General features: G+C 64.2%; 29 protein-coding genes, 1 tRNA gene and 1 pseudogene. 15 read left to right on the top strand and 16 right to left on the bottom strand.

Features of this window, described 5'->3' with window-relative positions:
- The first annotated feature begins 64 nt into the window (after nucleotides 1-64).
- The 7 genes from cbiE to cobT are packed head-to-tail and all read left to right on the top strand — an operon-like array spanning nucleotide 65 to nucleotide 6,388.
- Nucleotides 65-1,291: a precorrin-6y C5,15-methyltransferase (decarboxylating) subunit CbiE gene (cbiE, locus tag EN861_RS26510; protein WP_135866558.1), complete on the top strand. Its 1,227-nt coding sequence runs from the start codon at nucleotides 65-67 to the stop codon at nucleotides 1,289-1,291.
- Nucleotides 1,288-1,674, top strand: a complete 387-nt coding sequence (locus EN861_RS26505) for a cobalamin biosynthesis protein (protein ID WP_135866556.1) — start codon at nucleotides 1,288-1,290, stop codon at nucleotides 1,672-1,674. The genes cbiE and EN861_RS26505 overlap by 4 nt, the downstream gene beginning before the upstream one ends.
- Nucleotides 1,671-2,435, top strand: coding sequence for a precorrin-4 C(11)-methyltransferase (gene cobM, locus EN861_RS26500; protein WP_135866554.1), 765 nt, complete (start codon nucleotides 1,671-1,673; stop codon nucleotides 2,433-2,435). Before EN861_RS26505 ends, cobM begins: the two co-directional genes overlap by 4 nt.
- On the top strand, nucleotides 2,432-3,250 hold the full coding sequence (gene cobA / locus EN861_RS26495) for a uroporphyrinogen-III C-methyltransferase (protein ID WP_135866552.1): 819 nt from the start codon (nucleotides 2,432-2,434) through the stop codon (nucleotides 3,248-3,250). Before cobM ends, cobA begins: the two co-directional genes overlap by 4 nt.
- On the top strand, nucleotides 3,247-4,560 hold the full coding sequence (locus EN861_RS26490; protein WP_135866550.1) for a cobyrinate a,c-diamide synthase: 1,314 nt from the start codon (nucleotides 3,247-3,249) through the stop codon (nucleotides 4,558-4,560). Before cobA ends, EN861_RS26490 begins: the two co-directional genes overlap by 4 nt.
- A gap of 3 nt (nucleotides 4,561-4,563) precedes the next feature.
- Complete coding sequence (cobS, locus tag EN861_RS26485; protein WP_135866548.1) at nucleotides 4,564-5,340, top strand: adenosylcobinamide-GDP ribazoletransferase; 777 nt, start codon at nucleotides 4,564-4,566, stop codon at nucleotides 5,338-5,340.
- Nucleotides 5,341-5,377: 37 nt separating this feature from the next.
- Entirely contained in the window at nucleotides 5,378-6,388 is a 1,011-nt protein-coding gene (cobT, locus tag EN861_RS26480) for a nicotinate-nucleotide--dimethylbenzimidazole phosphoribosyltransferase (RefSeq protein WP_127279491.1), read from the top strand.
- Between the two features lie 68 nt (nucleotides 6,389-6,456).
- On the opposite strand, the gene EN861_RS26475 is transcribed toward cobT, so the two are convergent.
- A complete protein-coding gene (locus tag EN861_RS26475; RefSeq protein ID WP_127279492.1) occupies nucleotides 6,457-6,744 on the bottom strand; it encodes a hypothetical protein in 288 nt (95 codons plus the stop codon).
- Between the two features lie 38 nt (nucleotides 6,745-6,782).
- Nucleotides 6,783-7,133 (bottom strand): annotated as a pseudogene (locus EN861_RS26470) (IS1 family transposase); the annotation flags it as partial.
- A gap of 438 nt (nucleotides 7,134-7,571) precedes the next feature.
- Here EN861_RS26470 and EN861_RS26460 point away from each other — a divergent pair.
- Entirely contained in the window at nucleotides 7,572-7,880 is a 309-nt protein-coding gene (locus EN861_RS26460) for a hypothetical protein (RefSeq protein WP_135866546.1), read from the top strand.
- Between the two features lie 257 nt (nucleotides 7,881-8,137).
- Here EN861_RS26460 and EN861_RS26455 read toward each other — a convergent pair.
- Nucleotides 8,138-8,213 (bottom strand) — tRNA-Lys (locus EN861_RS26455).
- A gap of 106 nt (nucleotides 8,214-8,319) precedes the next feature.
- Entirely contained in the window at nucleotides 8,320-9,228 is a 909-nt protein-coding gene (locus EN861_RS26450; RefSeq protein WP_135866544.1) for a PhzF family phenazine biosynthesis protein, read from the bottom strand.
- A gap of 101 nt (nucleotides 9,229-9,329) precedes the next feature.
- Here EN861_RS26450 and EN861_RS26445 point away from each other — a divergent pair, with 101 nt between their 5' ends.
- The 4 genes from EN861_RS26445 (at nucleotide 9,330) to EN861_RS26430 (ending at nucleotide 12,924) form a co-directional block, all read left to right on the top strand.
- Nucleotides 9,330-10,622, top strand: a complete 1,293-nt coding sequence (locus EN861_RS26445; protein ID WP_135866542.1) for an efflux RND transporter periplasmic adaptor subunit — start codon at nucleotides 9,330-9,332, stop codon at nucleotides 10,620-10,622.
- Between the two features lie 4 nt (nucleotides 10,623-10,626).
- Nucleotides 10,627-11,334 carry an ABC transporter ATP-binding protein gene (locus tag EN861_RS26440; protein WP_135866540.1) on the top strand — a complete coding sequence of 236 codons (708 nt, stop codon included), beginning with the start codon at nucleotides 10,627-10,629 and terminating at the stop codon, nucleotides 11,332-11,334.
- A 3-nt stretch (nucleotides 11,335-11,337) separates the two neighbouring features.
- Nucleotides 11,338-12,555 carry an ABC transporter permease gene (locus EN861_RS26435; RefSeq protein ID WP_135866537.1) on the top strand — a complete coding sequence of 406 codons (1,218 nt, stop codon included), beginning with the start codon at nucleotides 11,338-11,340 and terminating at the stop codon, nucleotides 12,553-12,555.
- 129 nt (nucleotides 12,556-12,684) lie between these two features.
- Nucleotides 12,685-12,924: a hypothetical protein gene (locus EN861_RS26430; protein WP_135866535.1), complete on the top strand. Its 240-nt coding sequence runs from the start codon at nucleotides 12,685-12,687 to the stop codon at nucleotides 12,922-12,924.
- A gap of 73 nt (nucleotides 12,925-12,997) precedes the next feature.
- Here EN861_RS26430 and EN861_RS26425 read toward each other — a convergent pair whose 3' ends face one another.
- From EN861_RS26425 to EN861_RS26410, 4 genes are all read right to left on the bottom strand, one after another.
- A complete protein-coding gene (locus EN861_RS26425; protein WP_135866533.1) occupies nucleotides 12,998-13,423 on the bottom strand; it encodes a type II toxin-antitoxin system VapC family toxin in 426 nt (141 codons plus the stop codon).
- Nucleotides 13,420-13,674, bottom strand: coding sequence for a plasmid stabilization protein (locus tag EN861_RS26420; RefSeq protein WP_127280732.1), 255 nt, complete (start codon nucleotides 13,672-13,674; stop codon nucleotides 13,420-13,422). Before EN861_RS26420 ends, EN861_RS26425 begins: the two co-directional genes overlap by 4 nt.
- A gap of 103 nt (nucleotides 13,675-13,777) precedes the next feature.
- Nucleotides 13,778-14,494 (bottom strand): hypothetical protein, encoded by a 717-nt coding sequence (locus EN861_RS26415; protein WP_135866531.1) that lies wholly within the window; start codon nucleotides 14,492-14,494, stop codon nucleotides 13,778-13,780.
- Between the two features lie 26 nt (nucleotides 14,495-14,520).
- Entirely contained in the window at nucleotides 14,521-15,633 is a 1,113-nt protein-coding gene (locus EN861_RS26410) for an endonuclease/exonuclease/phosphatase family protein (RefSeq protein ID WP_135866529.1), read from the bottom strand.
- A gap of 191 nt (nucleotides 15,634-15,824) precedes the next feature.
- On the opposite strand from EN861_RS26410, the gene EN861_RS26405 reads away from it, so the two are divergent.
- Complete coding sequence (locus EN861_RS26405) at nucleotides 15,825-16,412, top strand: BA14K family protein (protein ID WP_127279160.1); 588 nt, start codon at nucleotides 15,825-15,827, stop codon at nucleotides 16,410-16,412.
- A 164-nt stretch (nucleotides 16,413-16,576) separates the two neighbouring features.
- Here the strand turns inward: EN861_RS26405 and ilvC are convergent, their stop codons facing one another.
- The 3 genes from ilvC to EN861_RS26390 form a co-directional block, all read right to left on the bottom strand.
- Entirely contained in the window at nucleotides 16,577-17,596 is a 1,020-nt protein-coding gene (gene ilvC / locus EN861_RS26400) for a ketol-acid reductoisomerase (RefSeq protein ID WP_135866527.1), read from the bottom strand.
- A gap of 19 nt (nucleotides 17,597-17,615) precedes the next feature.
- Nucleotides 17,616-18,272 carry a TetR/AcrR family transcriptional regulator gene (locus EN861_RS26395; protein ID WP_127279159.1) on the bottom strand — a complete coding sequence of 219 codons (657 nt, stop codon included), beginning with the start codon at nucleotides 18,270-18,272 and terminating at the stop codon, nucleotides 17,616-17,618.
- Between the two features lie 165 nt (nucleotides 18,273-18,437).
- Nucleotides 18,438-18,896, bottom strand: a complete 459-nt coding sequence (locus tag EN861_RS26390; protein WP_135866525.1) for a MarR family transcriptional regulator — start codon at nucleotides 18,894-18,896, stop codon at nucleotides 18,438-18,440.
- 101 nt (nucleotides 18,897-18,997) lie between these two features.
- Here EN861_RS26390 and EN861_RS26385 point away from each other — a divergent pair, with 101 nt between their 5' ends.
- Entirely contained in the window at nucleotides 18,998-19,735 is a 738-nt protein-coding gene (locus EN861_RS26385) for a glutathione S-transferase family protein (protein ID WP_189343739.1), read from the top strand.
- On the opposite strand, the gene EN861_RS26380 is transcribed toward EN861_RS26385, so the two are convergent.
- Both EN861_RS26380 and EN861_RS26375 read right to left on the bottom strand, forming a co-directional pair.
- On the bottom strand, nucleotides 19,683-20,948 hold the full coding sequence (locus EN861_RS26380; RefSeq protein WP_135866522.1) for an NAD(P)/FAD-dependent oxidoreductase: 1,266 nt from the start codon (nucleotides 20,946-20,948) through the stop codon (nucleotides 19,683-19,685). The genes EN861_RS26385 and EN861_RS26380 overlap by 53 nt on opposite strands.
- A 52-nt stretch (nucleotides 20,949-21,000) precedes the next feature.
- A complete protein-coding gene (locus EN861_RS26375; RefSeq protein WP_127871613.1) occupies nucleotides 21,001-21,411 on the bottom strand; it encodes a helix-turn-helix domain-containing protein in 411 nt (136 codons plus the stop codon).
- A gap of 136 nt (nucleotides 21,412-21,547) precedes the next feature.
- On the opposite strand from EN861_RS26375, the gene EN861_RS26370 reads away from it, so the two are divergent.
- Entirely contained in the window at nucleotides 21,548-22,438 is an 891-nt protein-coding gene (locus EN861_RS26370; RefSeq protein ID WP_135866520.1) for an SDR family oxidoreductase, read from the top strand.
- 34 nt (nucleotides 22,439-22,472) lie between these two features.
- Here the strand turns inward: EN861_RS26370 and EN861_RS26365 are convergent, their stop codons facing one another.
- The 3 genes from EN861_RS26365 to EN861_RS26355 all read right to left on the bottom strand — a co-directional run.
- Nucleotides 22,473-23,513 carry an aldehyde reductase gene (locus EN861_RS26365; RefSeq protein WP_135866518.1) on the bottom strand — a complete coding sequence of 347 codons (1,041 nt, stop codon included), beginning with the start codon at nucleotides 23,511-23,513 and terminating at the stop codon, nucleotides 22,473-22,475.
- A gap of 37 nt (nucleotides 23,514-23,550) precedes the next feature.
- Nucleotides 23,551-25,470, bottom strand: coding sequence for a potassium transporter Kup (locus tag EN861_RS26360; protein ID WP_135866516.1), 1,920 nt, complete (start codon nucleotides 25,468-25,470; stop codon nucleotides 23,551-23,553).
- Nucleotides 25,471-25,665: 195 nt separating this feature from the next.
- A partial coding sequence (locus tag EN861_RS26355) for a KUP/HAK/KT family potassium transporter (protein ID WP_189343738.1) occupies nucleotides 25,666-26,094 on the bottom strand: 429 nt, incomplete at its 5' end.

The following is a 26,094-nucleotide window of genomic DNA, read 5'->3' as shown; positions in this document are numbered from 1 at the left end:
TCTCCCTTCTCCCCGTCACTATACGGGGAGAAGGTGCCGGCAGGCGGATGAGGGGCGGCGCGACATGTCAAAAAATCAGCCAACGCCAAAATGGCTTACGGTAGTCGGCATCGGCGAGGACGGTTTAGCGGGTCTCGGCGACGAGGCCAAGCGTCGGATCGCCGAGGCGGAGTTCATCTTCGGTGGCAAGCGGCACCTGGCGCTAGTCGCTTCTTTCGCCAGGGGTAAGCCATGCCCCTGGCCGGTTCCTTTCGATGCCGGGATGGCCGATGTCCTGGCGCTCACCGGCAGGAATGTCTGTGTGCTCGCCTCCGGCGACCCGTTCTTTCACGGTGTCGGCGCCACCCTCGCCCGCAAGGTCCAGCCACAGGAGATGCATGTCATATCAGCTCCGTCGGCGATTTCGCTGGCCGCGGCGCGGCTCGGCTGGGCGCTGCAGGACATCGAGATCATCTCGTTGCACGGCCACCCGGTCGACCTGATCCGCCCGCTGCTGCAGCCCAACGCGCGCATCCTGGCGCTGACGTCGGATGGCGACGCGCCCGCTGCAATTGCCCGCCTGCTCACCGAGCTTGACTTCGGCGCTTCACGGTTGACGGTGCTGGAGGCGTTGGGCGGACCGAAGGAGACATTGCGCTCAGCGCGTGCCGATGCCTTCAATCTGGAAAACATCAATCCACTCAACGTGCTGGCGATCGAGATTGATTCGAATCCGCAAGGGCGCGTGCTGCCGCTCACATCGGGCCTTGCCGATCATATGTTCGAGCATGACGGCCAGATCACCAAACGCGAAATCCGCGCCATCACCCTGTCGGCGCTGGCGCCGAGACGCGGCGAAGTGCTGTGGGATATCGGCGCCGGCTCAGGGTCCATCGGCATCGAATGGATGCTCACCCACCCTTCGCTGCGCGCCATCGCCATCGAGGCCGACCCGACCCGCGCCGCCCGCATCGGCCACAATGCCGTCGCCTGTGGTGTTCCCGGCCTCGTCATTGTGGAAGGCAGCGCGCCCAAGGCACTGGCCAAACTAGCGACGCCCGATGCCATCTTCATCGGCGGCGGCGGCAGCGACGCCGGTGTCTTGAACGCCGCCATCAAGGCGCTGCGCGCCGGCGGCCGTCTCGTCGCCAACGCGGTGACGCTGGAGATGGAAGCCCTGCTTCTCGCCCAGCACACTAGGCGCGGCGGCGATCTTGTCAGGATAGGCATTTCCCGCGCCTCGCCTGTCGGCTCGATGCAGGCGTGGCGGCCGGCCATGCCTGTCACGCAATGGAGCTGGGTCAAGCCATGATGGTCGCGGGCATCGGCAGCCGAAAAGGCGTCACCGTCGAGGACGTGCTCGCGGCGATAGAAACCGCGCTCGAAGCGCATGGGCTGGCGATGTCGGCTCTTTCGGCCCTGGCCACCGCGGCGCTCAAGAAGGATGAAGACGCGATCGCTGCCGCCGGCCGCGCGCTGAACCTTCCGGTCATCATCGTCGATGACGCAGCTCTCCAGGCAGCCTCGCCACGGACGCTCAGCAGCTCCAGCCTCTCGCGGGACCTGGCCGGCACACCATCGGTTTCCGAAGCGTCGGCCGTTGCCGTCGCCGGCAAAGGCGCCAGCCTGCTTGGTCCGCGCACGGTGCTCGGCGCGGTCACCTGCGCCATCGCCATCAGCGGAGACGCCGAATGACCGTCCATTTCATCGGCGCCGGTCCCGGTGCCGCCGACCTCATCACGCTGCGTGGCGCAAGGCTCTTGGCGAGTTGCCCGGTCTGCCTCCATGCCGGCTCCATCGTCGCGCCGGAATTGCTGCAGCATTGCGCGCCGGGAACGAAGCTGATCGACACCGCGCCGATGTCGCTCGACGAGATCGAGGCTGAATATGTGGCGGCCCACAAGGCCGGCCATGACGTTACCCGTCTGCACTCCGGCGACCTGTCGGTGTGGAGCGCGGTTGCCGAGCAGATCCGCCGGCTGGAAAAGCATGGCATCCCCTACACGCTGACGCCGGGCGTCCCTTCCTTCGCGGCGGCGGCCGCCGCCCTTCGCCGCGAGCTGACCATTCCCGAAGTCGCGCAAAGTCTTGTGCTGACCCGTGTCTCCGGCCGCGCCTCGAAAATGCCGCCTGGCGAGACCTTGGCCGGTTTCGGCCGTACCGGCGCCACGCTGGCCATCCATCTTGCCATCCACGCCATCGACCGCGTCGTCGCCGAACTGACACCGCACTATGGCGGCGATTGCCCGGTCGCGATCGTCTTTCGCGCCTCCTGGCCGGACGAGCGCGTGCTGACCGGCACGTTGGAGACGATCGAGGCAAAGCTCGCCGCCGATCCGATGGAGCGCACGGCGCTCATCTTCGTCGGCCGCTCGCTGGCGGCGGAAGGCTTTGGCGAGAGTTCATTGTACGACGCCCACTATCAGCGGCGTTTTCGCGGACGGGACGGATTGTGAGCGGCAGCACCAAAAACAAAGGCGAAAACGCCACGCTCGAACAGGCGCTTGCGCGGCTGAACTTCAAGCCGCGTCCGCTCGAGCCCGGCCATGTCTGGCTGGCCGGCGCCGGCCCCGGCGATCCCGGCTGCCTGACGCTGGAAGTGCTGGCGGCTTTGGCGAAAGCGGATGCGCTGGTCTATGACGCGCTGGTTTCGCCTGACGTGGTCGCGGTTGCCGGAAACGCCGAGCTTTTCTTTGCGGGAAAACGCGGCGGCCAGCCTTCGATGAAGCAGGACGATATCACCGCTTTGCTGGTGCGGCTGGCGCGTGAAGGCCGCCGCGTCGTCAGGCTGAAGGGCGGCGACCCCTATATTTTCGGCCGTGGCGGCGAAGAGGCGCTGGCACTGGCGCGCGAAAACATCCCGTTCCGTGTGCTGCCGGGCCTGACATCGGGCCTCAGCGCATTGGCGGCCACCGGTATCCCGGCCACCATGCGCGGCATCAACAAGGCTGTCATTCTGGCGACCGGCCACGCCGCCGGCACCGATGACGACATCGACTGGGTGGCAATCGCCCGCACCGGCCAGCCGGTCGTCGTCTATATGGGCATGGCCAATCTGCCTGTTATAGCGGCAGCCCTGCTCGACGGCGGGCTTGCGCCATCGACGCCGGCGGCCGTGATCGTCGCCGCGACGACGCCGCAGGAGCGAACCGTCGTCGCCACGCTCGCCACCATTGCCGAGGCAGCGGCGGCGGCCGGGCTTGCCTCACCGGCATTGATCGTCGTCGGCGGCATCGTCGCCATGCGCGCGGCACTGGCTGGGCAAGCATGACCGCGCGCGCGATCATCATCGGCGCGCCACGCTCCGGTTCTGGCAAGACCAGCGTCACCATCGGCATCTTGCGCGCGCTGACCCGGCGCGGCCTGAAGGTGCGCGGCGCCAAATCCGGCCCTGACTATATCGATCCCGGCTTCCACACCGCCGCCACCGGCCTGTCCGGCGTCAATCTCGACAGCTGGGCGATGTCGCCGTCGCTGCTCAATGCGCTGGCCGCACAGGCGGCCGACGATGCCGATTTCGTCATCCTCGAAAGCGCCATGGGTCTGTTCGACGGCATCCCGGCCGCGCAGGGGCGCACCGGTTCGGCCGCCGATCTGGCGCGGCTTTACGGCCTGCCGGTGCTGCTGGTGCTCGACGTGTCGGGCCAGTCGACCACGGCGGCGGCCGTCGCCAAGGGCTTTGCCACCTACGATCCGGATGTGCACATGGCGGGCGTGGTGCTGAACCGGCTGGGTAGCGAGCGCCACCGTCGGCTCTCCGGCGACGCCATCGAGGCGATCGGACTGCCCGTCGTCGGCGCCATCCTGCGCGATCCCACGCTCAATTTGCCCGAACGCCATCTCGGCCTCGTCCAGGCCGGCGAATATGACGACCTGGTGGCGCATCTCGATCGGCTCGCCGACATGGCCGAGAAGTCGCTCGACCTCGATGCGATCATGGCGCTGGCAACACCCCTCGCCCCGACAGTTGGCGACTTTGCCGACGCGCTGCGGCCGCCCGGCCAACGCATCGCGCTGGCAGAGGACGCCGCCTTCAGCTTCCTTTATCCGCATGTCGCCGCCTGTTGGCGCAAGGCCGGCGCGGAAATCGTTCCGTTCTCGCCGCTCGCCGACCAAGCGCCCGACGAGGATTGTGATGTCTGCTGGCTGCCCGGCGGCTACCCCGAGCTTCACGCCGGCACACTCGCAGCCGCAATGAATTTCCATGCGGGAATGGCGCGTTTCGCCGCGAAGAAGCCGGTCCATGGCGAGTGCGGTGGTTTCATGGTTCTTGGTGAAGCGCTGGAGGATGCTGGCGGCGAGACGCATCGCATGCTCGGCCTGCTCGGCCATTCCACCAGCTTCGCCAGGCGCAAGATGAATCTCGGCTACCGCGAGGCGCGGCTGCGCGCCGACTGTCCGCTGGGGCCGCAAGGTGCGCTGATCCGAGGTCACGAATTCCACTATGCGCAGATGACGGCCGCCGGCAATGACGAGCCGCTGGCCGACCTCGCCGACGGCCAGGGCAATCCGCTCGGCGCTTCCGGCTACCGGCGCGGCCATGTCAGCGGCACCTTCTTTCATGCGATTGCGAAGAGCTAGGCCATGAAGCTCCCAAGAATCACCCTGTCGCCTCGGCAAGTCCTCGATGACATCGCGCTCTGCCTGGTCTTCTTCACGCGCCTGCCGCTGCCCGTGCTCGATTTTCGTGGCCGCAGCCTCGCCGCCGCGATCTGGGCCGCTCCGATCGCCGGCCTTGCCGTCGGCTTGATCGGCGCGATCGTCTTTGCCACTGCGGAACGCTTTGGCCTTGCCATTGGGCCATCAGTCGCCCTGGCCCTTGTTGCAACCGTGCTCACCACCGGCTGCCTGCACGAGGATGGCCTCTCCGACGTCGCCGATGGCTTCGGTGGCGGCAAGTCGCGCGGACGCAAGCTCGAGATCATGCGCGACAGCCGCATCGGCGCCTATGGTGCGATGGCGCTGGCGCTGGCGCTGCTGACCCGCTGGAGCACGCTGTCGGAACTCCCCGATCCCACGCAAGCCCTCTTCGCTCTGGTGGCCGCGCATGCGGCCTCGCGTGGCGTGCTCGGCGCCTTCATGCACCTCTTGCCGCCGGCACGATCCGACGGCCTGTCGGCCGACGCCGGCACGGTATCGCTCGGCACCGCCATAGCCGGCGGCGTGCTCGGCGCGATCCCTTTGCTGTTGCTTGGCCCCGGCGGCGCCATCGCCGCGCTCGTCCTGCTTGGCCTGCTGTTTGCCGCTTTCCACGCTCTTTGCCTCAACCAGATCGATGGCCAGACCGGCGATACGATCGGCGCCTTGCAGCAGGTGAGCGAAATCGCGGTGCTTCTCGTCGCTTCCGTCGCCCTTTCCTGATCCCTTGACCTGATTCCCTTCTGGAGACCTTGCCCCCATGCCCTTCAAATCCCTCGATGAACTGCGCGCTGCCTGCCTTAATCTGCCCGCCGGCAGCGAGACGGCGGCCGATGCCGTTGCCCGCCGTCAGGACACGCTGACCAAGCCGCAAGGCAGCCTCGGCCGGCTGGAAACCATCGCCGCCTGGCTGGCGCGCTGGCAGGGCCGCGATATGCCCAAGCTCGACCGCGTGAAAGTCTTCGTCTTCGCCGGCAACCACGGCGTCACCGCGCAGGGCGTGTCGGCCTACCCTTCCGAAGTCACCGTTCAAATGGTGGCGAATTTCGCCGGCGGCGGTGCCGCCATCAACCAGTTGGCCCGCATCGCCGGCGCCGAACTCGACGTCATCCCGCTCGACCTCGACCAGCCCACTGGCGACTTCACGCAGACATCGGCGATGGATGAGAAAGCCTTTCTCGCCGCGGTTTCCGCCGGTTATGACGCGGTCACCAAGGACATCGATCTCGTCTGCTTTGGCGAAATGGGCATCGGCAACACCACGCCGGCCGCCGCCATCTCGGCTGCCCTGTTCGGCGGCGGCGCGGAAAAATGGACTGGACGCGGCACCGGCGTCGACGATGCCGGCCTGAAGCGCAAGGTGGTCGCCATCGAAGCCGGCCTGAAGCGCCACGCCGCCGCCCTTGCCGATCCGCTGGGGATCGCGGCCAGCCTTGGCGGACGCGAACTCGCCGCGATCTTTGGCGCGACGCTGGCCGCACGGCATCTGGGCATACCCGTACTGCTCGACGGCTTCGTCTGCACCGCTGCCGCGGCACCCCTGGCGAAGCTGCACCCGACCGGCCTCGCTCACACCATCGCCGCCCACGTCTCGGCCGAATCGGGCCATCGCGGCCTGCTCGAAGCGCTCGCCCTGCCGCCGCTGCTTGATCTCGGCATGCGGCTCGGCGAAGGCTCAGGCGCGTGCCTGGCCGTCAACATCGTGCGCTCGGCGCTGGAATGCCATGCGAGAATGGCGAGCTTTGCCGAGGCTGGCGTGTCGGAGAAGTAATGCGCGGATCGCCTTGAGGTACAAACCCTCATAAATTTTGGTAGTGGGTCAGTTTGAAATTGCGAGCATCATTCCTCGATCTCATAGGAACCTATAGGGCCCAGCATGGCAGCGACATGGGCGATCACATCGGATAGGATGTCGTGGCGCGCGTGATAATATGGATCAGCGACCTTCGCGAGGCGATCCTTGGGTATTTCCTGCGAATGGGCGTGAAAGAACGCTAGGTGTTTCGCGGTGTCCAAAATCTCCCGCCTGGTTCTGGACATTTGCTCGTCATTATCCCGAAACGGATGCTTCATGACGAAATGCATACGTTCAACGGCATCTGGGTATTTGGTCAGATGCAGATGCATAAACTCTTCGATTTGACTGTCGCTGAACGTTCGCTGTCTCAATTAAGTTTCTTTCGATAAGCCCCGCGAGCCATTGGCTTCTCGGCTTCTTTCGCTTCAATCAACGCGACAATATCACCGATCTCCCAAAGCTTGTCAGTCACGCCAGCGGCCATCGCCGGGGTGACGCGCAGCGTCTTATGGATGCGGACGAAATTGTAATACATGAAGTGCAGAGCGACCGCATTAGCGTGAGCTTCAACCTTTTTGGAAAAGCCATTGGTCAGGCGGGTGAAGCGGCGCATGTGCATCCGCATGGTGAGGTTCTGGCGCTCGGCAAATGACGTGCTGACGTGCTTAGGATCGGGATTGCCTTCGACCGTCTCTTTGCGTGCGCCAGGCGAGCGGCTTCTTATCTTCAGCCTCGCCGGTGGCGAGCGAGACAATCGACTTCGCCAACTGGTTAGGATCGCGCGGGCGCTTTGGGTGCTTCTCTGTCATGGCTTGAAGATGGCATGCGCTTCAGCCTATTTTCCAGACAGAGCGTAGGCGAAAGCGCCTATTGTGATCGGGGCGGAATTTCAAACTGACCCACTACCTAAATTTTCGAAGACCCCGAAACAGGGGGGCGCGATGTCCTTGCTCGAACCGACTGAAATTTCGACAGCAAGAGAAGGCACGGGCGCGCTCGGCCCTTCTGCAGGCTCCAAGGACGCATATTAGCAAGAAAGAATATATTAACGGCTGTGATGCAGCCTTCCATAAGGGGATGGGAAACGCCTCCTCATCGGACGTTCCAAACGCGCGCCCTCAAGCGCCGGGACGCTCGACCAATGCGGAGCAAACGCATGAGTGTCGGAGCAGCTCTCGAACTATTGCTACGGTTGATTCATAGCCGAGCCATGAAGTTGGCGGCGTTGCCGGAGGATGAAAGGGATGTACACTACGATCTCATCCGCCGCGCATGCTGCGAAGCAGCCGAGCACATCGGGCAAAACCCCGACAAGGCAGCCATCACGGCAAACGATATGGTTGAGTTTGTTCACGCGCTGGTGGGAATCATCGAAGTGGGCCGTGGACCAGATCAAGGGGCAAGCACCGACCGACCGCCAGCGCGACATTTTGGTAGCCGGAAGCATGACATGACGCGCATCTAGAGCATGATGCCGAACAAGTGTGACGCGGTTTTCGGACGACATCATGCTCCATCTCTTTGATTTAGAGGCGGATGGGTTTCGCAAGCTTTGAATTTCCGGAGAGGCCGACGGGGCTTTTTGGTCGGATTGAGCGGGAAAGAAACCAGGACGCAACTTCGATGCTGCCCAAAATATTCAGACATAGCGCGGATACCGACTTCCGCCTGCATCCGTCAGGGTCCCTCACCTCGTCCAACAAATTGATTTTGTTAGATTTTTGGTGGGTGCGCACAGGATTGAACTGTGGACCCGCTGATTAAGAGTCAGCTGCTCTACCAACTGAGCTACGCACCCACTCGGCCGGTAAAAACCGGCGTTGGCGGCCATATAGCCGCCGATACTGGTCCTGTCCAGCCCTGCCGGAATCATTTCCCGACAAATCGACAAAGCCCGGAGGCGATCAGAGGAAAAGCTTGCCTTCCGCGACTTTGATCGCATTGCCGCCAATGCGCGCGGAGGCCAGTTTTCCGCCCTGCACGGTCAATTCGAGGCGGATGCGCGATGGCCGCCCCATCTCCAGTCCCTGTTCGATCCAAAATTGCGAAACCCCGTCGGTCGGAGCGTCGAAATGCATGATGGCGCCGGCGAAGGCCGCCGCCGCCGAACCCGTCGCCGGGTCTTCATAGGACGGCGTGCCCGGCACGATCATGCGCACGTGGAAAGCGCTTTCGTGGTTTACCGTCTCGCGGCAATAGACATAGGGGCTGGCAAAGGCCCATTCGCTCTTGCGCGGCGCCAGTTCCGACCACGCCTGATTGTCCAGCCGGATCCGGCCCGCCGCCTCGATATTGGCGACCGGAATGGTCACGTAGGGCACGCCCGCCGACCAGAAGGCGACACGGTGATTCTCGAAGCCGATTTCATGCGGTGCCAGGCCAAGCGCCGCGCCGATCGCCACCGGATCGGCTTCGAGCTTCAGCGGCTCCGGCAGCTTGGCCAGGTCGAATTCGGCGAAGGTGGCGCCATCGTGCTGGCTCACGGCGCAACGCACCGGTCCGATATTTTCCTCCAGCACGAAGATGCCGGCACCGCCCTCACCGGCCAATTCCGCCAGCGCAATGGCCGAGCCCACCGTCGGGTGGCCCGCGAACGGCATTTCATAGTCGGGCGTGAAGATGCGGATGCGGTTTCGGTGCTTGGGATTGTCCGGCGGCAGCACGAAAACCGATTCGGACAGGTTGAACTCGCGCGCGATGGCTTGCATCGCGGCGGTGTCCAGACCTTTGCAATCCAACACCACCGCCAGCGGGTTGCCGGCCAGTCGCTCGGTCGTGAACACATCGTAAAGCAAGTAATTCCGGGTTTGCATTCCTGCCTCAATCCCAACATGGGCGAAATTTAATTTGATATTTGAACCGGTAAGCCTGATCTGTGCACAGATAGGGACATTGCGCATCATAGGGGTCCGAGGTGGACCAGATTGTCAATCTGCCAAAGACGGAATCGGATTCCGCCATCGAGACGGCGCTGGGGCTCGACCACGCCGGCCGGCGCAGGACGCGCCGCCGCGGCTGGCTCTACGCGCTGCTGACCCTGATCGTCCTCGTCGCGGCTTTTGCCGGCTATCAATGGTATGCCGGCACGCCGACTAGGATCGACTATACGACAGCGCCGGCCGCCAAGGCCGACCTCACCGTCCAGGTGTCGGCGACGGGCACGCTGCAGCCGCTCACCCAAGTCGACATTTCCAGCGAATTGTCCGGCATCATCCGCTCGGTCTCCGCCGAGGAGAACCAGCAGGTCAAGAAGGGCGACGTGCTGGCGACGCTTGATACGGTGAAACTCGAGGTCCAGATCGAACGCGCTGAGGCATCCGCCAAGGGCGCCGCAGCCAATGTCGAAGACGCCACGGTGACGCTGGCCGAGAACGAAAGCGCGCTGGCACGCGCAGCGGCCTTGACAAAACGCGGCATGGCGACCGACCAGTCACTCGAAGCGGCAACCGCGACCCGCGACCGCGCCAAGGCGGCGCTCGACAGTGCGCAAGCCAATCTCGCCATCGCCCAGGCCGACCTCAAGGCGCAGCAGACCGACCTTGCCAAGAGCACCATCTACGCGCCGATCGACGGCATCGTATTGACCCGTTCGGTCGACCCCGGCCAGACGGTCGCTTCCTCGCTGCAGGCGCCGGTGCTGTTCGTCATCGCCGCCGATCTCAGAAACATGGAGTTGGTGGCCGCGGTCGACGAAGCCGACATCGGCGCGGTCAAGTCGGGCCAGCATGCCCGCTTCACCGTCGACGCCTTCCCCGACCGGCCGTTCGATGCCGAAATTCGCGACATCTCCTATGCCTCGGTCACGACGGATGGCGTCGTCACCTACAATGCACGGCTCGAGGTCGACAACGGCGAACTTCTGTTGCGGCCCGGCATGACCGCCACAGTTTCGGTGGTCACGCGGCAGGCCAAGGACGTGCTCACCGTGCCTTCTTCCGCCTTCCGCTACCGCCCGGCGCAGCAAGCGGCACGCGGCTGGAGCTTGAGCGACCTATTCACCGGCCGCATGGGCCGCCCCGGCGGCAACCGCCAGCGCCAGGCCGCGAAGGCACCGACCGATGGTTCCCGCACGCTCTATGTGCTGGATAACGGGCGGCCGCATCCGGTCAACGTCAAGATCGGCTCCACCGACGGCGAGCTGACCGAGATCACCTCCGGCCTGGAGGAAGGCGCGCAGGTGATCACCGCCTCGCAGTCGCGGAGCTGAGGCCATGGCCGCCGGTGCCCCCCTCATCACCTTCGACAAGGTCTGGAAGAGCTACGGCCAGGGCGAAGCCAAGGTGCATGCGCTGGCCGGCGTCGACCTTGCCATCAAGCGCGGCGAATTCGTCGCCATCATGGGTCCGTCCGGCTCCGGCAAGTCGACGGCGATGAATATCATCGGTTGCCTCGACACGCCGACGGCCGGAACCTATTCCTTCATGGGCGTCGATGCCGGCCGGCTCGACCGCAACCGCCGCGCCATGCTGCGCAACCTCTATGTCGGCTTTGTCTTCCAGGGCTACAATCTCCTGGCCCGCACCACGGCGGCGGAGAATGTCGAACTGCCGCTGATCTATCGCGGCGTCGCTGCCCGCGAGCGCCGCGACCTCGCCATGCAGGCGCTGGCCGAGGTCGGCCTCGTCGGCCGCGAGCATCACACGCCGGCCGAGCTTTCCGGCGGCCAGCAGCAGCGCGTGGCGATCGCCCGCGCCATCGTCACCAGGCCGACGCTGCTCGTCGCCGACGAGCCGACCGGCAATCTCGACACCGCGCGCACCCATGAGATCATGGAGCTGCTGACGCGGCTGAACAGGGAACTTGGCCTGACCATCACCATGGTCACGCACGAGGCCGATGTCGCCGAATACGCCGAGCGCACCATTCGCTTCCTCGACGGCCACGTGGCCTCCGATTCCATGAACCTGGAAGTGGCATAGGCTATGATCTGGGAAACCGTCCGCCTCTCGCTGCGCTCGATCCGCCGCAACGTGCTGCGCTCGTTCCTGACCTTGCTCGGCATCGTCATCGGCGTTGCCGCCGTCATTGCCATGCTGACCATTGGCTCCGGCACCACGCAAAAGGTCAAGGCCGACATTTCCAAGCTCGGCAGTAATCTGCTGGTCGTGCGAGCCGGGCGCCCGGCCGGTCCCGGCGGTCCGGGCGGGCTCGACCAGGCGGTGCGGCCGCTGGCCGAAAAGGACCTGGCGGCGCTGGTTGCGCATCTCACCGGCGCGCGCGCCATCTCCCCGGCATCGCAGAAGCAGGTGCGCGTCATCTTCGGCACCGAAAGCCTGACCTCTGGCGTCACCGGCACCGACAGCGCCTATCTCGACGCACGCGACTGGAAACTGGTCTCCGGCCGCCCGTTCAGCGATTCCGAAACCCGGTCGGGCACCGGCGTCTGCCTGATCGGCGAGACGGTGCGCCAGCAGTTCTTCGGCGCCGGCGATCCCGAGGGCGAGATCATCCGCGTCAACCGCACCTCCTGCAAGATCGTCGGCCTGCTCGAGCCCAAGGGCTATACCGGCTTCGGCCAGGACCAGGACAATGTCGTGCTGATGCCGCTCGCCGCCTATCAGCGCCGCATCGCCGGCAACCGCGACATCGACAACATCTATATCGCCGCTGACGACCGCACGCCGACCACCGAATTGCAGCCGCGCGTCGAGGACATTTTGCGCGATGCGCGCCATATGACCCCCGACCGCGAAAGCGATTTCGCCATCCGCGACATGACCCAGATCGCCGATGCCATGGCCAGCGCCACCACCACCATGACCGGCATGCTGGGCGCGGTCGCCGGCGTCAGTCTGCTGGTCGGCGGCATCGGCATCATGAACATCATGCTGGTGTCCGTCACCGAGCGAACGCGCGAGATCGGCATCAGGCTCGCCATCGGCGCGCATGAAAAGCACATCCTCATCCAGTTCCTGGTCGAGGCGACCGTGCTGTCGCTGCTCGGCGGCATCATCGGCATCCTGATCGGGCTGGCGCTGGCCGGCCTCGCCTCCGTGACCTTGACCATACCCTTTGCGCCAAGCCCCGCGGTGATCCTGCTCGCAGTCGGCTTCTCCGCCCTGATCGGCATGGTGTTCGGCTTCTTCCCGGCCCTGCGCGGCGCCAGGCTCGATCCGATCGACGCGCTAAGGCACGAGTAAGGGAGCAAGCTGCAAAGGCGCCCGGCACGCCGCGCCGGTTTTTACGCAACCTTGGACGTTTCCGCCCTGCCCCTGTCGTCACTGTGTCGGCGATGTTATGCCAAGGCATTTCTGGTCGAGGAGCAGCTGATGAGCAAGAAGGCGCGCGTGATCCTGACCATGGTGATTATCGAAGCTGTCCTGGCAGGGATCTGGTGGTATCTCGCCGATTACGGGATGACCAACCCCGATCGCGTCAAACCGGATTTCCAAGCGGTCGTCGGCCAGACCATGGGTATGGCGATGAGCGGGTTGCTGGGCGTCGGCTTCATTCTGTTTTTCATCGCCGCGCGCAACGAACGCAAGGCACTCATGAGCAAGACATCATAGAGCCCTGTCCGCCTCTCCCCGGATCATTCATCCCGACCGCGGCGACGACGTGCGGTTTCGAGTGGCAGGCGGGCTACAACGCTGCTTCCCACGGATTGACGGTATTCAACCCGGCGGCCGCGAACGGGCTCGTGTCGCGGGTGGCGACCGTGAGGCCGTGCGCTGCGGCAGTGGCCGCGATATAGCCGTCCGCGTTGCCGATGGCCTTGCCCGCGGCTCTCGCCCGCATCATGAGGATGGCATAGGCGCGCGACGCATCGAGATCGAAGGGCAGAATACGGCCAGCAAACAGCGGCAGCGCGTCCTGCTCCAGACGGTCCTGCAGGATCGTGCGGCGCTTGCCGGCAGGCATCGCCGCGACACCGAAACGCAACTCGGCCACGGTGACGGCCGAGAGATAGAGGGTTTCGACCGCCTGAGCGTCGATCCACGCGATGACGCGCGGATCGGGCGCGGGTTTCCACGGTTCGGAAATTACATTGGTATCGATGAGGATCATTCGAACCGTACCGGCTCGCCCGGTGTTTTGTCGCGGAGCCTTTGCAAGGTATCGACATCCTCTTGCGACAATCCAGCCTCGCGACCGATGGCGGCGAGCAGCGAGCCGAGTTTGACCCGATTGGCCGGCCGCACGGCCGTTTCCAGGATCTCTCGCATTTCGGCCTCAGTGCTGCGGCCGTGGTGGGCAGCCCGCACCTTCAAGGCGCGGAGCGTTTCCTCTGGCAAGTTGCGGATGGTAACAGCGCTCATCGATAGCAAACCTACTTACGTGACATCGTTGATAGCATTTTATAAAGATTGATATCAGAGCGCAATCTCTCGGCGCTTCTCCGTAAGGCGCATGCAAGGGGATTTAGCCCTCGTTCGCAAAATGCCACTCGATCAGCGGCTTCATATGCGGCGACAGACCGTCCGGCAGGTCGCCGGCATGTCGTATGATCACTGGCCCCTCGATCTCCGGATCGGCTTCGGAGGCGACGAAGGCGCGGATGCGCGATGCGATCTCGTCAGCCGCCTCATCGACATGATAGCGGCGGAAGATGACCGTGCCGCTTGTCGTCGACAGGGCGTGCCAGCGCACACCGCGCCTGGCATCCGACAGGTCGAGGCCGGTCTCCTCGCGCACCTCGCGGATCATGTTGAAATCGACATCGACGAGACCGTCGTGGAAATCGGTCGGCTCGAACGAGCCCGCGGCGAAATAGACGCTCCCGGCACCCACTGTGTGTCGTCCCATGCGGATCGCCACCAGAGCGTTGTCCCCGGCCACCAGCATGGCGTGCCCATAGGCGTGCTCGGCGCCGGAATTCTCCCGTCGTTTGCGCCAAAGCATGAAGGTCGAGTAGTTGATCGCATGACAGCGGCCAATGAGGCTGCGGTCGCGATAGGCGAGTTCCGAAAGCAGAACCACCGTGCCGTCGAACAGCGCCGGATTGGCCGCGATCTCGCTCTGCCAATTCTTGGCGATCGCCTCGGCATTATCCACCGCGAAGGGATGCGGGCCGGGATCGAGACGGACGTCGATGGCATCGACCGGCAGGATGACATTGCGCGGAAGATCGAAGCTCATGTCGGCTCAGGTCCCGATCCTGCCCATCAGGCCATGTCCAGCGTGATCGCCACCGGGCAATGGTCCGAGGCCTTGGGCCGATCCCAGCCGGCACGCGGGAAGCGCTCGACTTCCTGGCCCGCGGGAAAGATCGTGCGCCAGGGCTGGCCGTTGCGGATGATGTCGGGAACGGCGGTGGCGTTCTTGGCCGCCAGTCCCCTGGAAAGCAGGATATAGTCGAGCTGGCACAAATGCCGCTCCTCGGGTCCGCGTGTGTGATAGAAGGTCCAGCGGTTCATTTCCGGCCGCCGCTCGACCACGTTTTCGCAGAAGCCGCCCGCTGTCAGCACGTTGATGCAGGACAGGTTCTCGTCGACCACCTCGAAACGGTAGCCGTCGACCTCATCGCCGGCGATCTTCACGCGCTGGCGGTAATCGTTCATGTCGCCGCAGATCGCCCAGCGCTTGTCGGCGGCGTGATCCCCACCGAAGCGCTCCTCGATGATGCGCCGCACGGCCTGCGCCTCGGCGATGCGCACCGGCATTGTCGCCTCGCGTCCGTCGAGCCCGTTGCGGGGCGACCCCATCGACTTGAAGTGCACGAGATAGAGCGTTATCGGCGCGCCGCCCACCTTGATGTCGACTTCCAGGCAGTCGCGCCGGAAGATGCGTTCATTGGCCTGGTTGCCAAGCGCCGCGAGTTCCGGCGTGTGCAAGCCGAACTGCTCGTAGGTGACATAGGCGTGGCTGGTCATGCGCACGAATTCGATCGGCTGTCCCTGCGCGGTCTCGTTGCGCATCATTATCGCGACATCGATGCCGCGCGAATCATTGCCCGACGTGGTGTATTTCTGGCGGTAACCCTGCCCCACCATCTTGAACAGATAGCCGTACTCGAACGCCTTCAGCGCTTCGATGTTGTCGACCTCCTGCATGCAGATGATGTCGGCGCGGGTGGCGGCGATGGCCAGCGCCGTCAGCTGGCGCGTGTCATCGGATTGCGCGATGGCGCGCGCCTGTTCCAGCATCCTGTATTCGGCCTCGCTCTGGATATCGAACAGCGCCAGTGTCCGGTCCTCGTTGAGTTGGTTGCGATAGCCGGAAAAGTCGAACCTATTCATCAGGTTCTCGACATTGAAGGTGGCAAGGCGCAGCGACATGCGCTGACCTTTGCCTGCAAGAGCGGCGGAAGACAAGATCGCAAGACCACAAGCAGGGATCGTTTGGTCCTGACGGCGTTCGCGCCATGGTTGACGGAACCTTTCCGTTCATCCGCCGTTCAGACGCAAAGATCCACAGTGGTCCCATTCCCCTGGGTAGGGCGTGGGGCCTGTTCTCTTGGAGAAGTGCAATGAACGCGCTTTTTTCTTCCACTGTCAAATCCGGGCTGATAGCGCTTGGTATTGTCTCCGGCGTCACGGCGCCGTCCGCTGCCGGGCCGATCCTACAGCCGGATGTGTCGATCCCGGCCAGCACCGCCGCGCCAACGGTTACCCCGGTCCGCGAAGGCTGGGCCGGCGGCAACAACCGGAGTTTCAACAACGATTGGAGATGGCGCCGGTCGGGGAACTGGAACGGCCGCCACTGGAATGGCGGAGGCAACTGGAGCGGCCGTCACTGGAATGGTGGCGGCAACTGGAACCGCGGCGACGACTGGCGCTGGCGCCATGGCCGCCGCTACTATCACGGCGGCTACTACGACGATGGCGCCGCCGCGATCCTCGGCCTTGGCCTGGGTCTCGGCCTTGGCAGCATGTACAACAACTATAACAACTACGACTACTATGCGCCGGCGCCACGCCGCTACTACCGCGCGGGACGGCTTTCGAGCGCCCATGTCCGGTGGTGCTACAACCGCTACCGGTCGTACCGCGCTTACGACAACACGTTCCAGCCCTATAACGGGCCGCGCCAGCAGTGCTGGTCGCCCTATAGTTGAGCTGCCTGCGGCTGACACCAGAAATGAAAACGGCGCCACGGGGCGCCGTTTTTGGTTTTTGACCGTTCGAAGTCAGAGCAATTCCAGAAAAGTGCGTAGCGGTTTTCCATCCGGAATTGCGTAAAAACCAAGAGTTGGAGGGGCTTCGAGCGGATAGATTTCGCTCAATTCTTGGCCTTGTCCACCAGCTTGTTCTTCGAAATCCAAGGCATCATCGCGCGCAGCTTGGCGCCGACTTCCTCGATCTGGTGGCTGTCGTTGTTGCGGCGGATGCCCTTGAAGCGCGACATGCCGGCGCGGTATTCCTGCATCCATTCCGAGGTGAATTTCCCCGTCTGGATGTCCTTCAGCACGCGCTTCATCTCGGCCTTGGTCTCGGCGGTGATGATGCGCGGACCCGAGACATATTCGCCCCATTCGGCGGTGTTGGAGATCGAGTAGTTCATGTTGGCGATGCCGCCTTCATAGATCAGGTCGACGATCAGCTTGACCTCGTGCAGGCACTCGAAATAGGCCATTTCCGGCGCGTAACCGGCTTCCACCAGCGTCTCGAAGCCGGCGCGGATCAGTTCGACCAGGCCCCCGCACAGCACGACCTGCTCGCCGAACAGGTCGGTCTCGCATTCCTCGCGGAAATTGGTCTCGATGATGCCCGAACGGCCGCCGCCGACGCCGCAGGCATAGGAGAGAGCGAGGTCGAGCGCGTTGCCCGAGGCGTCCTGGTTGACGGCGACCAGGCACGGCACGCCGCCGCCCTTCTGGTATTCGCCGCGCACCGTGTGGCCGGGACCCTTCGGCGCGATCATGACCACGTCGACGGTCGACTTCGGCTCGATCAGCCCGAAATGCACGTTGAGGCCGTGCGCGAAGGCGATCGCGGCACCGTCGCGGATGTTCGGCGCGATCTCGTTCTTGTAGATGTCGGCCTGCAATTCGTCTGGCGTCGCCATCATTATCAGATCGGCCCATTTGGCGGCGTCGGCGACGCTCATCACCTTGAGCCCGTCGGCCTCGACCTTCTTGGCCGTCGCCGAGCCGGCCTTGAGGCCGATGGCGATTTCCTTGGCGCCGGAATCCTTGAGGTTGAGCGCATGCGCCCTGCCCTGGCTGCCATAGCCGATGATGGCGACCTTCTTGCCCTTGATCAGGTTGAGATCGGCATCACGATCGTAATAGACGCGCATTTTTACTTCCTTCCCGTTTTTATGAAGAGGCCTTGCGGCCGTTTGTTGCTCCGAAAAGAGCGAGAAACTGCTGCGTCGCGCGGATGGCATCGCCGCCGATCGCCGCCTCAGTCAATTCCAGCCGGTCACCGAGGAGCAGACGGATCTGCACATCCCGGCCAACCAGTCCGAAAAAGGTACGGAACGCCATCTCGGCATCCGAAAATTCAAGGAGTCCCGCCTGCCGGCCGGCCTCAAGCACCGGCTTCAGCCGCTTGGCCAAGGCAAAGCGCCCATTCTCCAGCACGACGGCGCCGAGATTGTCCTTGCCCGACCCGGCATGGCCGACCGCGACACGGTTGAGCGCAATCGAGGTGTCGCTGGAGATCACTCTCAGCCAATCGGAAGCGAAACGCTCTAGGCTCGCCGCCAGCGAGGCAAGGTCAAGCCCCTTGCCATCGACCGGAGCCACCCGGACCTTGGAGGCCTGCCACTGCACGGTTGCCGTCAAAAGCCCGTCGCGGTCGCCGAACCATTTGTAGAGGGTTTCCTTGGAACAGCTGGCGCGTCGCGCCACGGCAGTCATGGTCAGGTTGTCGCCCTCCTCGACCAGCAGCCGCAGCGCCGCGTCCAGGACGGCCTGCTGCCGCTCCGTCAGCGTCTGGCTGTTGTCGATGTCGGCGTTGGCCTGCAACACGTTCGGTTCCTGTTCGAAGGGTACAGTTCGTCGTCAAACAACAGCGTACCGTACGTTACGGTTCGGCATATTGCGCGATCCGCCATCCGACGCAAGGGGAAAAAGTAGAAATATTTGGCGGCAAAAGGCGACGGTGCGCAACAGCCGCTCAGTACTGGTCCAACCTCAATGGTCCACAGGCGGATCGCGCAGCCGGCCGAGCATCGCCGAGACCGTGTTCAGCTCAACGGTTGACAGTTTGGCGCCAACCAGGTCCGCGATCGAGCGCCCGTAGACCGCCCACATCCGGCGGCGCGTCTCACGTCCCGTGGCCGTGACGCGGATGGTTTGCCCACGGCCGTCATCGGCCACCGGCAGTTTCTCGACCAGCCCGCCGGCCTCGAGCCGCGCCAGCAGCCGCGAGATGTTGTACTGGGCAAACAAGGTGCGCTCGATCAATTGAAACGGCCGCAAACCGGCCTCGCCGGCCTCGGCAAGCTCGTGCAACACGTCATACCATGCGAGCGGCGGCAGGCCGCCCTCCTTCAGCGCGTCCTCGGCGCGTTCCATCAATTGGCGCGACACCCGCATCAGGCGGGCCCAGACCTTGATGGCTTCAGGCGAAGGCATGGCTGTCTCTGTCATGGCCGCACCATACGAGGTAGATGCAATTGCATCAAGCTTGACGATCAATGCACATGCATCTACATAAATGCAACCGCATCGATATCGAGAGGCACATCCCCGTGCAACATACCGACACCCTCATTCTCGTCAGCCACCCCCTTTGCCCCTATGTCCAACGCGCCGCGATCTCGTTGGCCGAGAAGGGCGTCCCGTTCGAGCGCGTCGACATCGACCTCGCCGACAAGCCGGACTGGTTCAAGGCGATCTCGCCACTCGGCAAGGTGCCGCTGCTGCGCGTGCGGCAAGCTGGCGACGAGACGATAATCTTCGAATCGGCGGTCATCCTCGAATTCCTCGAGGAGACACAGACCAATCCCCTCCACCCTGCCGATCCCTACGCTCGTGCCCGGCACCGGGCTTGGATCGAATACGGCTCGGCCATCCTCAACGCCATCGGTCGCTTCTATTCAGCGCCGAGCGAGGCCGGCTTCCTCGCCGAGTGTAGTGCGCTGTCGGCGATGTTTGGCCGCCTCGAGGCTGAACTCGCGGACGATACCCCGCGGCGCGGGCCATGGTTCGCTGGCAGCCGCTTTTCCCTCGTCGATGCCGTTTACGGTCCGGTCTTTCGCTACCTCGACGCCTTCGACCGGATCGGCGATTTCGGCATCCTGGAAGGCAAGCCGCTTGTCCAGGCCTGGCGCAAGGCGTTGAGCGGCCGTCCGTCGATCAGGCAAGCCGTGGCGCCTGACTATCCGCAGCGCCTGCATGCTTTCCTGCGGGCGAAGGGGTCTTTCCTATCGAGTCTCATTCGGCAAGGCGATCCGGCCACCGCGCTTCGGCAAGCCCTGCCCGCCTGAACGGATCGATCACCGTGCCGGCCACCATCGAGGCGAGAAACCGCGGCGCCGGCGGGATTTTGGCGATCGTCGCCACCAGCCTGTCGCGGATGAAGGGCAGCGCCGCCGAATCCGACTGGTAGAAGGGCGTGAATGCCAGCGACAGTGCCTGGAAGGCCCGCACATGCCAGCGCCGCGCTCTCGCATAGGCTTCCAGCGCTGCCTCCACGCCGTCCGCTCGCGCCAGCGCATGGCTGAGCGCGGCGGCGTCGAGGAGCGCCATGTTGGCGCCCTGGCCAAGCTGTGGGCTGGTCGAGTGCGCGGCGTCGCCGATCACGGCCAGCCGCCGGCCAGCCGGAAATTTCATCGTATGGTGGCCGTAGCGGGCCAGCGAGAGCTGGTCGAAACTGTCGATCTGGCCGGTGAACGCCTCGGCCTGCGGCCACAGCCGCAGCACCCGCTCCTTCCAGGCATCGATGCCGAGGTTGCGCACGGCATCGGCATCCGCCGGTTTCAGGCTCCAGAAGAAAGCCGCCATCCTTTCGGCATCGGGTTCCGGCCGGCCGATCGGCAGCACGCCGATCATCACGCTGGCCTTGTCGTAGCGCTGCAAGAGCGCGTGCTCGTCAAAGCCCTCGCCTCGCCAATCCAGCGATGCCCAGAACGCGCCATAGGTGAGTGGTCGTGGTGCCGCGGCATTGCCGGCGCATTGCCGCAGTTTCGAGCGTGCGCCGCTGGCATCGACGACCAGATCGAACGGCCCCGCCTTTCGCCCGCCGCTGTGGATCAGCGTTGCCCGTTCGCCGATTTCCAGGGTCTCGATTTCGACGCCGGTTTCGATGGCGAGGGTCTCACGCCGGGCAGCGCGGAACAGCACGCCGAACAGGGCAGCCCGGTGCACCGCCAGGCCGAAGCGGCCGCCCTGCTGGGCGTCGTAGCGGACATCGAGCACGGTGCGGCCGGTCGAGGCATCGGCGCCATGCAGCCGGTCGATGCGGGCACCAAGTGCCATGACATCATCGAGGAGGCCGAGATCGGCCAGCACCGTCAGCCCGGTCGGCTGCAGGATCAGGCCGGAGCCGACCGGCCTGGGTTCCTCGAAGCGTTCGAAGACGGTGACCCTGTGGCCGGCGCGCTTGAGGTAAAGCGCCATGGCCAGCCCTGCCGGACCGGCGCCTGCAATTGCAATGTCGTAGGAAATGCCGATGCCCCCAAGCCGAACTGGCCGGGACAATCCTTCAGCCGTCGGGCGAAATCAAGTCGCCGAGCCGCGCACTGTCCGTTGTTCAAGCCTGGGTCGCGTCGAAGGCAGTGCGCGCGTCGCGCACCGCGTCATGGTTGTTTTCAGCCCACTGCAGCAAATACTGCAAGGCATCGAACATCGAGCGCCCGAGGTCGGTCAGGCTGTATTCGACACTCGGCGGCTTGGTCGGAAACACTTCGCGACGCACATAGCCGTCGCGCTGCAGATCGTAGAGCGTCTGGGTCAGCATGCGCTGCGAAATGTCGGGAACCAGCCGCCGCAGCTCGCCGAAGCGATAGGGCTGCTCAGCCAAGGCCGCCGTCAACAGCGAACTCCATTTGCCATTGAGCCCCTGGATGACGTCGCGGACCGGGCAATCGGCGATGCTTCCGCCGTCGGTCATCGCTTTGTAGACTTCGAGTTTGGATCTCAGATTGACGGTTCGGCTGTCCATGGTTGGTTCCTTGCCTGTGCCTACCTCCCCAAAAACTGCCTTCTTTACGGCATCGGGTCAATTCCTATTTTAGTGCTGGTCTCTTTTTGAGACCACCACTCGAACCGCCCTTCCGGCGCAAAGTCAGGATCCCCCCATGACCGCAACTCTTCTCGTCACCGGCGCGTCCGGCCAGCTCGGCCGCAGCGTCATCAACCATCTGCTGGACACGTTGGAGACACCGGCGGCCCGGATCATCGCCACGACCCGCACGCCCGCCAATCTTGCCGACCTGTCAGCGCGCGGCGTCACTGTTCGCGCGGCCGACTTCGACGATCAGGCCTCGCTTGCCAAAGCCTTCGCCGGCGCCGACCGGGCGCTCATCATTTCGACCAATGAGCTGGCGATCCAGGGAAAGCGCCGCGAACAGCAGCTCGCCGCGGTCGCGGCAGCCAAGCAGGCGGGCATCGCCCACCTGCTTTACACCTCGATGCCCAACACCGAGCCGGGGTCGCCGGTGCTCTTCGCGCCCGACCACTACGACACGGAACAGGCGATCAAGGCGAGCGGCATTCCCTACACGATCTTCCGCAATGGCTGGTACGACGAGAACCTGTTCATGGCGATGCCGCAAATCCTCGCATCGGGCCAATGGTATACGTCCGCGGCCGACGGCGCCATTTCCTACGGCGCGCGGAGCGATCTGGCCGCGGCCATAGCCGCGGGGCTGGCTTCGGACGACACCGAAAGCACGACTTACACGCTGACTGGCCCCAAGGCCTATACACCAGCCGAAGTCGCCGCACTGGTCACCGAAGTCACCGGCAAGCCGATCCAGGTCGTCCAGCTCTCTGACGAAGCGCTGACCGAGGGGATGAAGGCAGCCGGGCTTCCCGAGCCGATCGCCAAGCTTCTGGTGTCCTTCGATGCCGCCACACGCGCTGGCGACCTTGGCATGGTAACGGACGCGGTGGAGACCCTTTCAGGCCGGAAGTCGGTCCCGCTGAAGCAGTTCCTCGAGGCCAACAAGGCCGCACTGGCCGGCTGAAACCCGCGCGGCGGGAAGGCTTTGTCCCGCCGCGCTATTTCGGGGTCTTGACCAGCCCAAGCCGAACCAGGCTTGCTCCGGTGGCGGCCAGGGCATCCTCGCGCGAGCGCGGCGCCCAGCCGAGCATGCGCACCGCCTTGGCGTTGGTGGCGTTCTTGACCTTGCCGAGTTCCGTCACCAGCTGCGCGGCTTCCGCGTTGAACAACCCCACCACCCGCACCAGCCAATCGGGAAGCTCCCGCGTCGAGACACGCGAGGCGGCCGCGCCGAGCCGCGTCTTCACGGCCTGCGCGATCTCCCGCACGGTCATGAAATCGCCGGCTACGGCCAGAAACCGCTCGCCCTTGGCAGCGGGATTGGTCATGGCGCGCACATGCAGGTCGGCCACGTCGCGCGCGTCGACCACACCGAAGGACAGGCGCGGCAGCCCCGGCATGGCACCGTTCATCATGCGCTGGACGAATGCGGTGGAGGTCGAATGGTCGGCCCCCAGGACAGGCCCGAAAATGCCGACCGGATTGACGACTGCCAGCTCCAGGCTGCCACCCTCGGCGGCGATGAAATCCCAGGCCGCGCGTTCGGCGAGCGTCTTCGACTTCACATAGGCGCTGACCTTGGCCGTCGGATCGGTCCAGCTCTCTTCGGTGAAGGGCCGGCCGTCCGGCGGCATCTTGCCATAGCCGATAGCGGCGAAGGATGAGGTCAGCACGACGCGTTTGACGCCTGCGTCTCGCGCCGCCCTGAGCACGCGCAAGGCGCCTTCGCGAGCCGGGATGATCAGGTCATCTTCATGCTTCGGCACGCCGAAGGGAAATGGCGAGGCGACATGCAGGACATAGTCGCAGCCGGCAACCGCTTGCGGCCAGCCGGCGTCGCTCATGAGGTCGGCAATGGCAAAGGAAAGCCGGTCGCCGGGCTCGGCGCCACCAACCTTCAGCATGGCCAGAACATCGGCGTCACGCCTGGCGGAGCGCAGCGTCGTGCGCACGCGATAGCCCGCCTTCAACAGGGCAAGGATGCAGTGAGCGCCGAGGAACCCCGACCCGCCGGTGACAAGCACCAATTCGCCGCTCATCCCCGCCTCCCCGTTCAGGCCGAGGCGATCGACCTCGTCAGATCGCCACCTGCGTACCGATTTCTACCACACGTCCGGTCGGGATCTGGAAATACTCCGTCGCATCGGCCGCCGTGCGCGCCAGCCCGATGAACAGCCGGTCCTGCCACACCGGCATGCCGGAATTGGGCGAGGCCTTGAGCGAGCGCCGCGACAGGAAGAAGGACGTCGTCATGATGTCGAACTTCCAGCCTTGCTTGCGGCAGATCGCCAGCGCGCGCGGGATGTTGGGCTGCTCCATGTAGCCGAAGGTCAGCGTCACCCGCATGAACAGCTCGTTGACCGTCTCCATCTTCACCCGCTCGCTGTCGGGCACCACCGGCTGCGGTGCGGTGACCACCGAGAGGATGACGTTCTGCTCGTGCAGCACCTTGTAATGCTTCAGGCTGTGCATCAGCGCGGTCGGTGCGCTCAAGGGATCGCTGGTCAGGAACACGGCGGTGCCCGAGACCAGCTGCGGCTTTTTCTTCAACAGATTGCCGGCGAGGAAATCGAGCGGGATCTCGTTGCGGCGGGTCTTGTCGAAGAGATAGCGGCTGCCGCGCACCCAGGTCCACATGCCCAGCACGATGGTGAAGGCCACGACCAGCGACGCCCAGCCGCCTTCGAACACCTTGACGATGTTGGAGGCGAAGAAGCCGACGTCGATGAAGGCAAACAGCACGGTCAGCGGGATCGCCACCGAGAGCTTCCACTTCCAGATCCGGGTCATGACGACATAGAGCAGCACCGTCGTCACCAGCATGTTGCCGGTCACCGAGATGCCGTAGGCGGAAGCGAGCTTGCTGGATTCGCCGAAGCCGACCACCAGCATCATGACCACCAGGGCCAGCAGCAGGTTGACGCGCGGCATGTAGATCTGGCCGGACTGCTTTTCCGACGTGTGCAGGATTTCCAGCCGCGGCAGCATGTTGAGCTGCACCGCCTGCCTGGTCAGCGAGAAGGCACCCGAAATCACCGCCTGGCTGGCGATAACCGTCGCGGCGGTCGCCAGCACGACCATGGGAATCAGAGCCCAACCCTCGTTCATCTCGAAGAACGGATGGCCGACGATGCCATTCTTGGCCAGCACGAAGGCACCCTGTCCGGCATAATTGAGCAGCAGACAGGGAAACACGATCGCCAGCCAGGCAAGTACGATCGGCTTGCGGCCGAAATGACCGAGATCGGCATAGAGCGCTTCTGCACCGGTCACGGCAAGGAAGACGGCGCCGACCGTGACGAAGGCCACGTCCGGCGAATGAATCAGGAAGGCGACGATGTAGTGCGGGCTGATTGCCAGCAGGATTTCTGGATCGTTGATGATGTGTTTCAGGCCGGAAAGGCCGATCGCCAGGAACCAGACCGCGGTCACCGGCCCGAACACCAATCCCACCCCGCCCGTGCCAAAGCGCTGAACCGCGAACACCATGGCGAGGATGACCAGGGTCAGCGGCACCACATAAGGCTGGAAAGCAGGCGTGACGACGTTCATGCCCTCGACCGCCGAAAGCACCGAAATCGCCGGCGTGATGACCGCATCGCCAAAAAACAGCGAGGCGCCGACGATGCCAATGCCCAGAATCACCGCCGAGCGCTTCGGGAAACTGCCGCGTGCCAGCGCCATCAGCGACAGCACGCCGCCTTCGCCGCGGTTGTCGGCGCGCAGCACGAACATGATGTATTTTATCGTAACCGTAATCGTCAGCGACCAGATGATCAGCGACAGCACACCGAGAATATCGCCGCGATCAGCAACGGTGCCGTGTGACGACGCGACCAGCGCTTCTCGAAAGGCATAGATAGGGCTGGTGCCGATATCCCCATAGACCACACCGAGCGCGCCCAGCATCAGCACCTTGGTGCTATGCTGTTCGATTTCCGGATGGCTCGATTGGTCGACGGGTTCTGCCTCACTACCAGCATTGGCAAGGGCCATGTACGACACTCCGATAAACGCGCGGTGCTCTACGCTTGCTGCAATGCAATATCAAGTGCCGTAACGTTATGGCACTCATGTTAGCAGCGCGCGGCTCCCGGTGGGCGACGTCTTGCGATGTCGATCCATGCGACGTTTCGCATGCTCATATCCCGAACCATCGCAAAACAACCAGGCCCGGCGAACTCGTACCTATTAAATGGCGACCTGCGTGCCGATTTCAACGACGCGTCCGGTCGGGATCTGGAAATACTCCGTCGCATCGGCCGCCGTGCGCGCCAGCCCGATGAACAGCCGGTCCTGCCACACCGGCATGCCGGAATTGGGCGAGGCCTTGAGCGAGCGCCGCGACAGGAAGAAGGACGTCGTCATGATGTCGAACTTCCAGCCTTGCTTGCGGCAGATCGCCAGCGCGCGCGGGATGTTGGGCTGCTCCATGTAGCCGAAGGTCAGCGTCACCCGCATGAACAGCTCGTTGACCGTCTCCATCTTCACCCGCTCGCTGTCGGGCACCACCGGCTGCGGTGCGGTGACCACCGAGAGGATGACGTTCTGCTCGTGCAGCACCTTGTAATGCTTCAGGCTGTGCATCAGCGCGGTCGGTGCGCTCAAGGGATCGCTGGT

It is taken from the genome of Mesorhizobium sp. M8A.F.Ca.ET.218.01.1.1, from assembly GCF_004791165.1.
Taxonomy (GTDB): domain Bacteria; phylum Pseudomonadota; class Alphaproteobacteria; order Rhizobiales; family Rhizobiaceae; genus Mesorhizobium.
Note: the sequence above shows the minus strand (reverse complement) of the source record. Positions and strands in the feature narration are given on the sequence as shown.

Coding starts and splice junctions, on each gene's coding strand:
- cbiE (WP_135866558.1), top strand. CDS start 65: ATGTCAAAAAATCAGCCAACGCCAAAATGGCTTACGGTAGTCGGCATC.
- EN861_RS26505 (WP_135866556.1), top strand. CDS start 1,288: ATGATGGTCGCGGGCATCGGCAGCCGAAAAGGCGTCACCGTCGAGGAC.
- cobM (WP_135866554.1), top strand. CDS start 1,671: ATGACCGTCCATTTCATCGGCGCCGGTCCCGGTGCCGCCGACCTCATC.
- EN861_RS26490 (WP_135866550.1), top strand. CDS start 3,247: ATGACCGCGCGCGCGATCATCATCGGCGCGCCACGCTCCGGTTCTGGC.
- cobS (WP_135866548.1), top strand. CDS start 4,564: ATGAAGCTCCCAAGAATCACCCTGTCGCCTCGGCAAGTCCTCGATGAC.
- cobT (WP_127279491.1), top strand. CDS start 5,378: ATGCCCTTCAAATCCCTCGATGAACTGCGCGCTGCCTGCCTTAATCTG.
- EN861_RS26475 (WP_127279492.1), bottom strand. CDS start 6,744: ATGCATCTGCATCTGACCAAATACCCAGATGCCGTTGAACGTATGCAT.
- EN861_RS26460 (WP_135866546.1), top strand. CDS start 7,572: ATGAGTGTCGGAGCAGCTCTCGAACTATTGCTACGGTTGATTCATAGC.
- EN861_RS26450 (WP_135866544.1), bottom strand. CDS start 9,228: ATGCAAACCCGGAATTACTTGCTTTACGATGTGTTCACGACCGAGCGA.
- EN861_RS26440 (WP_135866540.1), top strand. CDS start 10,627: ATGGCCGCCGGTGCCCCCCTCATCACCTTCGACAAGGTCTGGAAGAGC.
- EN861_RS26435 (WP_135866537.1), top strand. CDS start 11,338: ATGATCTGGGAAACCGTCCGCCTCTCGCTGCGCTCGATCCGCCGCAAC.
- EN861_RS26430 (WP_135866535.1), top strand. CDS start 12,685: ATGAGCAAGAAGGCGCGCGTGATCCTGACCATGGTGATTATCGAAGCT.
- EN861_RS26425 (WP_135866533.1), bottom strand. CDS start 13,423: ATGATCCTCATCGATACCAATGTAATTTCCGAACCGTGGAAACCCGCG.
- EN861_RS26420 (WP_127280732.1), bottom strand. CDS start 13,674: ATGAGCGCTGTTACCATCCGCAACTTGCCAGAGGAAACGCTCCGCGCC.
- EN861_RS26415 (WP_135866531.1), bottom strand. CDS start 14,494: ATGAGCTTCGATCTTCCGCGCAATGTCATCCTGCCGGTCGATGCCATC.
- EN861_RS26410 (WP_135866529.1), bottom strand. CDS start 15,633: ATGTCGCTGCGCCTTGCCACCTTCAATGTCGAGAACCTGATGAATAGG.
- EN861_RS26405 (WP_127279160.1), top strand. CDS start 15,825: ATGAACGCGCTTTTTTCTTCCACTGTCAAATCCGGGCTGATAGCGCTT.
- ilvC (WP_135866527.1), bottom strand. CDS start 17,596: ATGCGCGTCTATTACGATCGTGATGCCGATCTCAACCTGATCAAGGGC.
- EN861_RS26390 (WP_135866525.1), bottom strand. CDS start 18,896: ATGACAGAGACAGCCATGCCTTCGCCTGAAGCCATCAAGGTCTGGGCC.
- EN861_RS26375 (WP_127871613.1), bottom strand. CDS start 21,411: ATGGACAGCCGAACCGTCAATCTGAGATCCAAACTCGAAGTCTACAAA.
- EN861_RS26370 (WP_135866520.1), top strand. CDS start 21,548: ATGACCGCAACTCTTCTCGTCACCGGCGCGTCCGGCCAGCTCGGCCGC.
- EN861_RS26365 (WP_135866518.1), bottom strand. CDS start 23,513: ATGAGCGGCGAATTGGTGCTTGTCACCGGCGGGTCGGGGTTCCTCGGC.
- EN861_RS26360 (WP_135866516.1), bottom strand. CDS start 25,470: ATGGCCCTTGCCAATGCTGGTAGTGAGGCAGAACCCGTCGACCAATCG.